We start from the raw sequence: 12,467 nt of genomic DNA on the forward strand, positions 1-12,467 counted from the left end.
TTTAGTATATATTTTTATGAAGTGAGGAGGGTTTTGATTTAATCGGTGCTAAATAACGAATATAGGGGGTGTCGTTATCATCGTGCTGATGAACAATTGCATCCATCGCAAAATACTGCTGAAGCGTATGTTGCGTTAGCACTTGACTTGGTGAGCCTTGTGTTACAATTTCACCGTTATTTATTAGGTATAAATGATCGCAATAACGTGCGGCAATGTTTAAGTCATGCAAAGTACATAATACTGAAATACCGAGTGACGCGATAAGGTCTAACAGTTCATATTGATAATGAATATCTAGGTGGTTTGTTGGCTCATCGAGAATGAGTAACTGCGGTTTTTGTACCAAGGCTCGCGCTAATAGACAGCGCTGTTTTTCACCACCCGATAATTGGTCGAAACATTGGTTTTTAATTGCAGTTAAATTAACTTTATGCAATGCATCATCAATGTCATCCTGATATGCCCCTGGATTTGAAAATAATCCACAGTGAGGTGTTAACCCCATCGCTATAACTTCTTTGACTGTAAACCCAAATTCAGCTGGTATTTCTTGTAATACGACAGCGACATGTTGAGCAAAATATTTTGCAGATAAGCTATGTATGTTTACTTGATTTAATAATATCTGTCCTGAATCTGGTCGATAAAGACGATAAGCACAACGTAGTAGCGATGATTTACCTGAGCCGTTGGCGCCGATTAAACCGACGAATTGACCATGTTTAACTGTCAGATTAATATTTTTTAAAATGGCTTTATGGGTAACAGACCAATTAAGTTGATTAATCTGCAGGTGCATAAGCTCTCCTAATAATTAAATTTAATGAACGTATATTTAGGTTTATATCCTTGATCCTATCACTAAATTTGTTAAGTAACAAAGTGATGGGGTGTCGTTATGAAATTTAATGTTGACATGTTAATGATTGTCGGTCGATTACACTTTCGTTTAAAGGGGGCTTTATTTACTCTATTTAAAATTAAGCTGTAAATGAAAGTAATTGATTTTTAGCATTGTTGGGCCGATCAAAATTGCGATAAACTACAGGCATATATTGATACAGGTTATAAATATTCATGGAATCATTCGACAAAATATATCACCGAGCTGCGGAACGTAAAGGCGGAGAACAGGCGTTAGCGTATTTATTATCTCAACCACTGACAAACGATGAGCTTGTCAGTGTACCTGACAGAGATGTGCTGGCTGAGTTTACTCGGGCTATCTTTAAATCAGGTTTTGTATGGCGAATTATTGAAATTAAGTGGGATGGATTTGAAGAGGTGTTCTGGGGCTTTGATATTGATAAGCTGATCTTAATGCCTGATGATATGTTAGAGCGTAAAGCGGCTGATACTAAAATCATTCGTAACTATACCAAAGTAAAGACAGTACGTGATAATGCTATGTGGCTCAAAGAGATCTGTGACGAACATGGCTCTGTTGCTAAGTGGTTAGCACAATGGCCTGCTGATGATATCGTGGGCTTGTGGCAATATATGAAAAAACACGGCAGTCGTTTAGGCGGTAATACTGGCCCGTATGCATTGCGTCGATTAGGTAAAGATACATTTATTTTGAGCAGTGACGTTGAAGCTTATTTCCGTGGTCATCAACTCATCGATGGTGGGCTTATGACAAAACGTAGTTTAACCACGATCCAAAATACCTTTAACCAATGGCGACTAGACTCGGGTTACAGTTTGCAAGAACTTAGCCAAATTGTCGCTTATTCAGTCGGTGATAATCGCGTTGGTTTTAGTGGCGCAGTGCAGAATAATACCGAAGTAGATAATAGTTCCGAAGTAGAGAGTGTTAAATAATGAAAATATGTATGGATAAGTTAATTATTACCGTGGTATTAATGTGCTCATTTGCATTCCCCGTACAGGCGTTGACGGTAAAGTTTAGCGAAGCAGACTTGCAAGAGAAGGTCTCGAGTGTCATGCCGCTAGTGAGAAAAACTTCATTTCTGACGGTTGAACTGAGTAAGCCTGTACTCGCGTTAGCGAAAGATAAGAATGAAATTGAGCTGCAATTAAATGTTAAACTATTAATGGCAGGGTTAGAATACCGTGGTTATACGCGACTAACTGGTTCACTGAGTTATAATTCCGAAAAATCAGCGTTCTACGTAACAAATATGAAGGTGCGTGAAGTGAAGGTGGAAGGCATGCCGGACTTGTTTGCACCACAAGTGATCCAAATGGCAGAGCAAGTGGTAAATCCTGTTCTTAATCAGATGCCAATATACAAGCTCAAAGATGATTTAACAGAAAATATGATTAAAGCTGTTCTAGAGTCAATTGAAGTGCGTAACAAGGAATTAGTTGCGACACTCAAAGTCATTTAACAAAAAATACCGCGTAACGCTAATGTTAAGCGGTATTTTAATATTTAGATTCAGCTAGTCCGCTATAACTTAAATACGCCGACCATATCACCAAGACGCATCGAAAGATCGCGTAATGCATGACTTGACTTCGCTAAGCCTTCTGCAGTATCTGCTGTGCACTGAGTGATATCATTAATTTCAACGATGTTTTGATTGATTTCATTGACCACTGTTGATTGTTCTTCTGTTGCTGTTGCGACTTGTGTGTTCATGTCCGAAATATGGCCAATCCGCTCACCAATAGACACGAGTGCTGTCGAGGTATCAGTTGTCGCGATTGTACCCTGTGTGGTTAACTCTCGGCTTTTTAGCATAGCTGCTACTGCGCTGCTGGCCTCATTTTGTAAGTTATCAATCATGGTTTGAATTTCGTTGGTAGATTGATCAGTACGGCTTGCTAAATTACGTACTTCATCCGCTACCACGGCAAAGCCACGCCCCTGTTCACCCGCACGTGCCGCTTCGATCGCTGCATTAAGGGCCAGTAGATTCGTCTGTGCTGAAATGCTGCTTATCACCTCTAAGATACCCCCAATTGCCTGAGTATTATTAGCTAATGAGTCGATAACTTGGCTAACTTCATCCACATCACCTGCAAGCTGGTTAATAACACTACTAGCTTGGGTTACAACATGTTGACCATCTCGGGTTTCAGCTTCTGCATTCTGGGCTTCAACGGCTGCCGCAGATGCGTTATTAGCGATCTCGTTAACTGTCGCGCCCATTTCATTAATTGCAGTCACGACCAAAAAGGTGCGGTCACGTTGGTTATGGCTATTATCTAACGTGATTTGCGCTTGGCCAGCCACTTCTGCTGCGGCTTCCTGGAGGGCTTCACCAGTGCGAGATACTTCTTGCATTGAATCGTGGATCTTAGTAATAAAACTATTAAAGCCTAATGACAATTGCGCAATTTCATCGTGTCCTTGAATATCAATACGCTGACGCAGATCACCGTCGCCATTACCAAGTTCAGCAAACACATCTGCGATACGTTGAATTGGACGCGTAATGTTGTTACCTAACCAGATTGCGATGAAAGTAAAAGCAAGGGCTATTACAAATGTCCATAACATGATCTTGTTATTGGCTTGCGCTAAGCTGGCGAATGCTTCCTCGGTTGGCAACTCAGCTATCACATACCAATCCATTGATGGGATATAGCTACTGGCAATTAATGTGTCGTGACCTGAAATAGTCGTATCTGCTAGATTGAAAGCTGTTTTTTGCAATAGGGTAGTGGCTACTTTGCTATCATATTGTTGGACTAGGCTGGTCTTACCCATAAGCGCATTGTCATTATGTAAACGGATCATGCCTGCTGCATCCACCAGATAAACAAAACCACTCTGCTCTAGCTTAAATTGATTGATAAAGTCGACCATTTCATCGAGAGATTTTGACAGGCCTGACATGCCTTGCCCACTACGTTGCTGGTAGTTAATAAAGAGTTTCATCTCACCGTTACTTTCTCTAAATACACTCACAGACTGCTGTTGATTACTGTTGGTAAAGTCGAAAAACCAGCTATCTTGTTGCTGGTTAAGTTGACGTAAAAACCCGTTTTGATTCCAATAGTCACCAGTCTTGCGGTTAGCAAAGGAAGCATCAATAAGCTGATATTGGCTTTTTACATCATTTAGTACTTGCACAAGCTGGGCTTCTTGCGCAGGGGTTCGTTCCGTTTGCAATAACTCAAGCATAAACTGGTTACTCGCCAGTTGCTGGGCTGCTTGTTGTAAGCTTGATATCTCTTTATCAACCTGGTTACGGATCTGCATTAATTTAGCGGGCAGTTCAGAAGTGGTTAAGCGTGTTTCAATGACGTCTTTAGCTAGGTTTTGACTCACGAAGCCGACGAGTAAGGTCGCGGTAATAACGGCACTAATCATAGTGATGATCAGTTTTTGCTTGATACTAAATTGACTGAAATTCATTAGGGTATTGTCCTAGCCTGTCGATAAGAGAATTCAAATGTAAAAATTACTGGATTTGAGTAATAATCAGCACTTTAATTTGAATTATTATAATTACTGTTTAACATTATACTTTAATTAACGGCATTAATAACGAAACCTTTAGCCATATAGACTATGTTTATGTGTGGTTTTAATTAATTAAGTGGCTTATTGTTTAAAACATGGCATTTTTATAGTATAAGAGCCAGCTGAATTGAGAATATCTAAAAATTAGGAACTGCAGATGTCTAAAATGTTTTTCAAAGGTCGTATTGACGCGAGATTAAATCACGTTAAATCTGGCTATAACACTAAACGTGATATTAAGCTTGGGACTGACGAGTTACCTTTAAATTTGACCGTGCAAACACCAGAGCGTAAAACTGAAATTGAAGCGATTTTAGCTGACACTAAATTAGTTGCGAACATTGAAATAAATGCAGAAAAAGAAGAAAACACCCGTGATTTAGACGGTATGTTAAATAAGCCAAAAACAACTGTATTCGAAAAAATGCCTAGCCGTAATGATCCTTGCTTATGTGGCAGTGGTAAAAAATACAAAAAATGTTGTGCTTAATTTATAGTGACCGTCATTTAATTAAATAACGTTGACCCTATTTTGCATTAAGCCCTTAGTCATAATGATTAAGGGCTTTTTTATACCTGTTACTTAATGTGAGCTGTGACCATTTATTTCAATAAATGAACAATTTTACCGGTAACATCGGCCACTTAAATTGCCATACAACCACTGACATAATCAACACTATTAATATAGCTATATCTTACTAAAATTACGCCCATATAAATAAGGAGATCTATATGAGTTTGTTGTATTTTTTTTGGTGGCTTGCGCTCATCAACTAAACTCGTACAGCGCTGTTGCTGACAGGGATGCAAAGGAGATTGGATATAGATCAGCCTGGCAGGGGGTGAAAGAAGTGCTTCTACACATTAAGTAATGTTTCTTTATATTCAGTCTTTAGCATAAAATGGCCTTACTCACTTTGGTGGTAAGGCTATTTTTTTGCACTTTAACTCCGGATGTTTTATACAATACCAAAGCTTTGTTTTAATAGTTTTAGGTAACGGCGGCTTACGGGTAACTTTTTACCACTTGTCGTCACGATTTCGGCTAAACTATTATCCAATAGTTGGATCTCTTTAATTGCTTTAAGATTAACAAGGTACTGACGATGGCAGCGAATTAAAGGGGTCTTTTCTTCTAGTACTTTCAATGTTAATTGGCTCGTTGTTTCTTGTTGAGCAGTATTAATGTACACACCTGATAATCCGCTGTATGCAAATTCAATATCTTCAGTGGCTATAATGAGAATACGGTTGTGACCAATGCAAGGAACTTGCGCCAACTGTTTATGCTCCTCTATCGCAGAGTCGTTCTGCTGTGCAGCTGACTTGATTAACCTGTCTACCGTTTTTTGTAAGCGTGCGGGATCGATAGGCTTAAGTAGGTAATCAAAAGCGTTCTCTTCAAAAGCCTGTAAAGCATATTGATCATATGCTGTTGAAAACACAACTTTAGGCATATTGTCAGGATTAAGCATCGAGAGCATTTTAATGCCCGTAATCTGTGGCATCTGAATATCTAAAAATATAATATCGGGCTTTAATTTGTTAATGAGTTGCAAGCCTTCGATTGCATTTTCTGCTTGTTGAATTACTCGAATTTGTTTGGTTTCATGTAATAATTCGATTAACTCTTCACGAGCATACTGTTCGTCGTCAATGACGATAGCATTGAGCATGAGCTAGTGTTCCTTATTATTAATTGTTATCGTGCTTATCGGTAGCAAAAACGATATTTGAGTTAGCTTATTTGCTATGCTTGAAATCTGTAGACTTGAACTTTCATTAAAATGATTAATTAGTCTTTTATCTACTATTTTCAGCCCTAAACCTTTTGTATCTTCTTCTGTTGTGACAAATGTACCTGCATTGTCGGTGACAAAAATAAGCGTCCCTTTGGCTGTTTTTTTACTGTATATCTCTAATTTACCTGACCCTAACATAGTTGAAATGCCGTGCTTAATGGCATTTTCGATGAGGGGTTGTAGGGTAAAACTCGGTAGTCTTATATCCATTAAATCTGGGTCGATATTAATATTGACCGTTAATCTATCTGTTAATCTGGCTTGTTCAATGGTTAGATAAGCGTTTACGTGAGATAGTTCTTCACGCAGGGTCACCGATTCAATGTTCTGTTTAAGGTTACTACGGAAAAATTGTGAAAGGTGCTGGATCAAAGCCCTGGCTTTATCTGGTTCACGGCGCGTCACGGCACTGATTGTTGTTAGCGCATTAAATAAGAAATGTGGGTTAACTTGAGCATGTAATAATTTAAGTTCTGCTTGTGTTAATAGTGTTTGTTGCTGCTGGTAGTGACCAAGTAATATCTGACTTGACAGTAATTGTGCGATCCCCTTTGCCATCGATATATTGATATTAGACACTAGCTTTCGGTGTAGTTCGTAGAATTTGATTGTGCCTACGACCTCATTGTTACCATTACGTAACGGCAAGATTAATGCTGACCCTAATCGGCATTTGTTATCAATAGGGCAGCGATAGATACTTGTACTGTTGAGATCTATGATGTGGTTTTCATTAATCGCTTGCTGAATGTAATCTGAAATGGGCACGTTCGCTTTATGATGTCGCTCACCGATACCAACAAATGCCAAAATATTATGTCTATCTGTAATCGCTATCGCACCGACATTTGTTTCTTCATAAATAATGTTTGCAATGGTTCTCGCACTTTCGGTATTAAGGCCTTGATTAAGGATACCGACACTGCGATCTGCAATTCTTAATGCGCGTTGTGAAAATGCGGTTGAATACTTTTCAAAAATAGATTTTCTATCCTCGATAATACTCATAAATAAGACGGCGCCAATCGTGTTTGCAGTGATCATAGGCAGTGCTATTTGACTGACCAATGTTAATGCTTGTTCGTAAGGTTTGGCGACAGCGAGTAAGATTGCCATCTGTGTTAGTTCTGCAATCAAGGTAATGAGAAAAATGACTTGTGGTTTAAATAGGTCGTTAATTTTGTTTTTACGTAACAGATAGACATGTAACAAACCACCAATCAAACCTTCTACGGATGTCGAAATAGCGCAAGCGAGATCAGTAAAACCGCCCATAAAATAACGGTGCATACCGCCAGTCATGCCGACGCCTAATCCGACAATAGGGCCACCAAATAGCCCACCCATCACAGCGCCAATTGCTCGGGTATTCGCTATTGCATCTTGGTATTGTAAACCAAAATAACTGCCCATGATGCAAAACACCGAAAATAATAAATAACAGCTAAGCTTATGTTCCCAGCGTGAAGATATATTTAATAGGGGCATGAAAATAGGTGTTTTGCTGAGTAGATAAGCGAACACGAGGTAAACACACATTTGTTGTAATAGAGAGGGGATCAAATCCATAATATCATCTCAATTTTATTGATTAATAACAAACAGTAACGAGAATTATTTTCATCTTAAGTGCTGAATGCGCTATTCATTTATGAATTAGGCAGCATACTACACACTTACTAAAAAAACCTATTGAATTTAATCATTTAGCTTTGTTTTAGTTGTTTTTTAACCGATAAATAGTAGTTAGCTTAAATCAGGAACAGCTTTATTACTTTTTGTTATATTTCAGAGACTATAAAGTTAGTTATTTCAATAATATACCTTGGATTAATACGAAATGATATTATAAGCTAAATTAATGTATAAATAGGATGATTTACCAGTATCGTGAACAAGGTGACATTAATACAACTGTTTGCCGTGTAAATATGGGGGAATCTGTTGCGGCTGGATGCGGATTTATCAGGGATGTTAATAAGGACGTTAGCAACATAATCTAGGCTGCTAACGTTGAGCATCATTAGAATGCTAATTCGATATCCGCTTTTAATTGCACTAACTCACTGCATACTGATGGTGAGCCTTCGTTAAAATCAAATGTTTTATCATTTAAGGCGCAGATTGTACCGACGACAACTCCTTTAGCCATCAGTGGAAACCCAAGGTAAACACCGAGATTAAACTTCACGTAATCTTCGTTGCCTTTCCATTCATCATCAATACTTGCATCTGGGATAAATACCGGTTGTGCTGTATCTACAACACGTTCGCAATACAACTCATGACAACCAGGCTGTCGGCTTTTAGGACCACAGTCTCCCACGTTATAAATAGGTTGTTCATTAGCAACGACAACTTCCATCGTGTCGGGTTTTGACTCCATAATCAGGATTGAATGTAAGCCTGAATGATTGGCGAGCGTATTTAGACGCTCTTGCCATTCAGAGAATGATTGTTTGATGTTAACAAATGGCATATTTGATTCCTTATATCCTTATTTGGAGGTAGTTTTAATTATACGTCTTCAGTGTGTATTTTTAGTTGATTAGATCTCACTTTTACAATCTTTACAGTAATTTTTTGTCAGTTAAACGATATGTTATAAGCATATATAACTGTGTTTATTATGTTTTACTTACCCAACTTAACCCTATCTTAACCTTCCATTATTTATACTTGCTTCAGTTTAATTGAGGTGATAAACAATGGCTTATTCTGGTCCATTACGATATTCAGTGTTAGCACTACGTCATTCAATGTTAGCACTTACTTTAATAACCGTCGTAGGCTGTAGTAATACCGTGCGTTTTAACTGGCCTATTGAACGCTTAGTCGAAAACTCAAGGGATAAAGTGACCGTTAACTTTCCCCCCTGAATGAGACTAAAATGGTGCTGGATAACGTTTTAATACCGATTCAATATCTGTTAATGCTTGTGGTGTTAGCTGTGTTGAAAAGGCTCTGATGTTTTCTTTTAATTGAGGAAGTGTTGTCGCGCCAATAATCGTCGACGTTACACCATCAACTTGATCGCACCAGGCTAAGGCTAATTGCGCGGGCGTGATGCCATGCTGGTGGGCAATGTCTACATACTCTGTTGTCGCAAGGTGGGCATCTTCAGTATTTCTGTATAATTTATTGCGTTGTGAGAATGTCCAGCGACTGCCTTCAGGTCGGGCATTGTTTAAATATTTTCCTGATAACATACCTGTCGCCAGCGGAGACCAAGGTAGGTAGGCGATATTTTCATGTACGCAGTTTTCGATTAAATAGGGCTAGTCTTTTGCGTGTAATAAGCTGAATTCATTTTGAATTGAAACCATACGCGGCAGATCATATTGTTCACTGAGCTTAAGATAAGTATTAATTCCCCATGTTGTATCATCAGACAAACCACAAAAGCGGATCTTACCTGTATCAACACAATGTTTTAACCCTTGTAAAATATCAAGCATTTGTGCGGTATGGTCGGCCGCATTGATATTACTAAAGCGGATCTTATTGGGACTGTGCTGACTAAAGTGCGGATTAGGGCGGTTTGGCCAGTGGAGCTGGAATAAGTCGATATAGCTGGTCTGTAAACGTTTTAACGAGGCATCAACGGCCTGAACGATAGCATCTCCGGTAATCGGTCCACCGTTACGTACCCAAGGCAATCCGGGACCTGCAATCTTAGTCGCTAATACTATGTCTTTACGACGATGCGGGTTGGCTGCTAGCCAATTCCCAATAATAGTCTCTGTTTTACCATAGGTCTCTGCCGATGGTGGCACGGCATACATTTCAGCCGTATCAATAAAGTTCACGCCCTGTGATAACGCGTATTCAATTTGTTGATTAGCATCTTGCTGGTTATTCTGAACCCCCCACGTCATGCTGCCTAAACAGACTCGGGACACAGACAAACCGCTACTACCTAGTGTTGAAAATTGCATTATCATCCTTATGCTACTTCTTTTTTATCATTATACGTCTGCTAATACCATTAATCGAGTATAACTAGATGTAAATTTGCATAAGTTAGCGGTAACTTTATATTATAGCTAGTGATGTTGCTTTATCTTTTAGTATCAGTCGCTTACAAATGAAATGCTATGTAATCAACAACAGCTTTGTCAATGCCAATTGAGCTGATTAGGTATTTTTGATCAGTATTATTTGAAGTACTGCACATAAACGTGAAAGCTTGTCGCATTATTTTATTATTACATTATGAGTACCTAGTTATTAATGCTTTTGAGTGTTCTAATGATTTTATAATGTGATTGATGACAGTATTAGACCGAAATATTTACATAAGGTTAAGCCGTTAAGACTTTATAGGACTGAAAAATGGAATTATCTCACGAATCAAATGCGTTAGATGCGTATATGCAACAAGTGAATAAAAACAGCACGTTGCTGACAAAAGAAGAAGAATATGAAGTTGCAGTCGCTGTCGGTAAAGGGGACTTACGCGCTAAAAATCGTATGATTGAAGCCAACCTACGCTTAGTGATCAGCGTTGCTAAACGTTATCAGTATAGCGCTATTCCTTTAGTCGATATCATTCAAGAAGGGAACACTGGATTAATTCGTGCGGTTGAAAAATTTGATGCGGATAAAGGCTATCGTTTTTCTACTTATGCTATTTGGTGGATAAAAAATAATATTGAGCGCTGTATCATGAATAGTGCTCGTACCATTCGCATCCCCATTCATGTTGGTAAAATGTACAAAAGCATTGTTAAGGTTGCCAGAGAGCTCGGACTAGATGTTAGCTGTGATAACGATTTGGTTGTGATTGCCAAGGTACTCGAAACAGATGTAGATGAGGTAATGGAAATCATGTCACATTATTTCAATGAATTAAGCCTAGACAAAGGGATTATTACTGGGATTGATTCAGTCACAACACTTGTTGATATCATTAAAGACGAATCGGTAAGTACACCGAGTGAAGAGATTGAAGGTGGTAGCACGCGGAATTATCTTTTAACGTTATTAGAAAATTTACCAGATTGTGAGCGTCGTGTCGTTGAATTACGGTTTGGGTTAACAGGCGAGGAGCCATTGAGCTTGTTACGAATTGGTGAGCGTTTATCCATTTCTCGTGAAAAAGCGCGGACTATTATTCGCTCCAGTCTGAGAAAGCTAAAGCCTAAATTATTAGTGGACTGTGTACAGCAACATGATTACATCTCTTAATATCAGATTACAGTAACACTGCGCTGTAGTCGCTTGCTGGTACTTTATTCGTTGGTAACAGCAAGTGCGTTGATTATCTCTCTTTTTCGAGTGAGAGTAGTTGCTGTTTTAATTCCAAGCCATAAGCATAACCCACTAGTTTCTTATTCGCGCCAATCACTCGGTGGCACGGAATTATAATCGGGATAGGATTTTTGTTATTAGCCATACCTACTGCTCTTGATGCATTTGGATTACCCAATCCCGCTGCAATGTCCTTATAACGGCGTGTTTCGCCATACGGTATTTTAGTTAATTGCTGCCAGGCATGACGTTGAAATACGGTACCGGTAGGGTTTAATTCTAACTTAAAAACGTGGCGTTCATTATTGAAGTATTCACGTAGTTGTTGTTTCGCGTCATTAAAAAAAGTACTGGAGTGTTGCCACTCGGTATCAATGTTAATCTCTTTGGTGTCATTATCAATCAATAGCTGGCTAATGCCTTTTTCATCTCCGACTAGGATGATGAGGTAATCAGGTTCATCTGAAGGTGTCGCTAGTTGGACGGTGAATTTATCGTAATACATAAAGGCTTTACAACTTGGGTTGAGAATATCGAGGCCTAAAGTTTAGTTTAATCTTACAAAATTTATTGTTATCTGGATCGGATAAATTGCACCGTAATACACCCATATAAAAATAATGTATGTGTATTTTCATTTATCAACCCTTAAGGGATAGGTTGATTTTCTCGTTTTTCTCCTTTAGCAAATATTTCTAATTTGTTTATACAACTAAAGTCGGTATTTTTTTCCTGTGCCTCAACCATTAGTCTTAATCGATTTATTGCGATCTGTTATTGAAAACAACAAACCACTAAATATTATAAAGCCTATCTGATATACCTTTTAGTGAGGGGAGGTATACCCGTTTAACAATATCGCAATGTTGAATGAGACATTAGTATTAGTGAAAAGAAGTGAAGTTGATATGTTGCAGTTACGTCGAAATGAGAAGGATTTTTTAACCCGACTAGATGTTAAGTAT

General features: G+C 38.6%; 11 protein-coding genes and 1 pseudogene. 5 read left to right on the plus strand and 7 right to left on the minus strand.

All coding sequences use genetic code 11. The annotated features are described in order from the left end of the window. Position 1: 1 nt before the first annotated feature. Positions 2-802 (minus strand): ABC transporter ATP-binding protein, encoded by an 801-nt coding sequence (locus BT797_RS05570; protein ID WP_045109823.1) that lies wholly within the window; start codon positions 800-802, stop codon positions 2-4. A 278-nt stretch (positions 803-1,080) separates the two neighbouring features. Here BT797_RS05570 and BT797_RS05575 point away from each other — a divergent pair, with 278 nt between their 5' ends. Both BT797_RS05575 and BT797_RS05580 read left to right on the plus strand, forming a co-directional pair. Further along, positions 1,081-1,827 carry a DNA-3-methyladenine glycosylase I gene (locus BT797_RS05575; protein WP_045109824.1) on the plus strand — a complete coding sequence of 249 codons (747 nt, stop codon included), beginning with the start codon at positions 1,081-1,083 and terminating at the stop codon, positions 1,825-1,827. Positions 1,828-1,838: 11 nt separating this feature from the next. Further along, complete coding sequence (locus BT797_RS05580; RefSeq protein WP_244534141.1) at positions 1,839-2,357, plus strand: DUF1439 domain-containing protein; 519 nt, start codon at positions 1,839-1,841, stop codon at positions 2,355-2,357. A gap of 62 nt (positions 2,358-2,419) precedes the next feature. Here the strand turns inward: BT797_RS05580 and BT797_RS05585 are convergent, their stop codons facing one another. After that, complete coding sequence (locus tag BT797_RS05585; protein WP_075471296.1) at positions 2,420-4,336, minus strand: methyl-accepting chemotaxis protein; 1,917 nt, start codon at positions 4,334-4,336, stop codon at positions 2,420-2,422. 265 nt (positions 4,337-4,601) lie between these two features. Between BT797_RS05585 and BT797_RS05590 the strand changes: the two genes are divergently transcribed. Continuing rightward, positions 4,602-4,934 carry a PBPRA1643 family SWIM/SEC-C metal-binding motif protein gene (locus BT797_RS05590; RefSeq protein WP_045109826.1) on the plus strand — a complete coding sequence of 111 codons (333 nt, stop codon included), beginning with the start codon at positions 4,602-4,604 and terminating at the stop codon, positions 4,932-4,934. Between the two features lie 472 nt (positions 4,935-5,406). Here the strand turns inward: BT797_RS05590 and btsR are convergent, their stop codons facing one another. From btsR to BT797_RS05605, 3 genes are all read right to left on the minus strand, one after another. Next, positions 5,407-6,123 (minus strand): two-component system response regulator BtsR, encoded by a 717-nt coding sequence (gene btsR / locus BT797_RS05595; RefSeq protein WP_045109827.1) that lies wholly within the window; start codon positions 6,121-6,123, stop codon positions 5,407-5,409. 3 nt (positions 6,124-6,126) lie between these two features. Continuing rightward, complete coding sequence (locus BT797_RS05600) at positions 6,127-7,818, minus strand: sensor histidine kinase (protein WP_075471297.1); 1,692 nt, start codon at positions 7,816-7,818, stop codon at positions 6,127-6,129. Positions 7,819-8,272: 454 nt separating this feature from the next. Next, positions 8,273-8,728, minus strand: coding sequence for a GAF domain-containing protein (locus tag BT797_RS05605; protein WP_075471298.1), 456 nt, complete (start codon positions 8,726-8,728; stop codon positions 8,273-8,275). 229 nt (positions 8,729-8,957) lie between these two features. Here BT797_RS05605 and BT797_RS23795 point away from each other — a divergent pair, with 229 nt between their 5' ends. Beyond that, entirely contained in the window at positions 8,958-9,128 is a 171-nt protein-coding gene (locus BT797_RS23795; RefSeq protein WP_170860722.1) for a hypothetical protein, read from the plus strand. Positions 9,129-9,134: 6 nt separating this feature from the next. Here the strand turns inward: BT797_RS23795 and BT797_RS05610 are convergent. Beyond that, positions 9,135-10,187 (minus strand): annotated as a pseudogene (locus BT797_RS05610) (aldo/keto reductase). 397 nt (positions 10,188-10,584) lie between these two features. Here BT797_RS05610 and BT797_RS05615 point away from each other — a divergent pair. After that, positions 10,585-11,439 (plus strand): sigma-70 family RNA polymerase sigma factor, encoded by an 855-nt coding sequence (locus tag BT797_RS05615; protein ID WP_045109831.1) that lies wholly within the window; start codon positions 10,585-10,587, stop codon positions 11,437-11,439. Between the two features lie 73 nt (positions 11,440-11,512). On the opposite strand, the gene BT797_RS05620 is transcribed toward BT797_RS05615, so the two are convergent. Then, on the minus strand, positions 11,513-12,007 hold the full coding sequence (locus BT797_RS05620; RefSeq protein WP_045109832.1) for a methylated-DNA--[protein]-cysteine S-methyltransferase: 495 nt from the start codon (positions 12,005-12,007) through the stop codon (positions 11,513-11,515). Positions 12,008-12,467: the final 460 nt, after the last annotated feature.

The organism is Moritella viscosa (genome assembly GCF_900120065.1).
Taxonomy (GTDB): Bacteria; Pseudomonadota; Gammaproteobacteria; order Enterobacterales; family Moritellaceae; genus Moritella; species Moritella viscosa.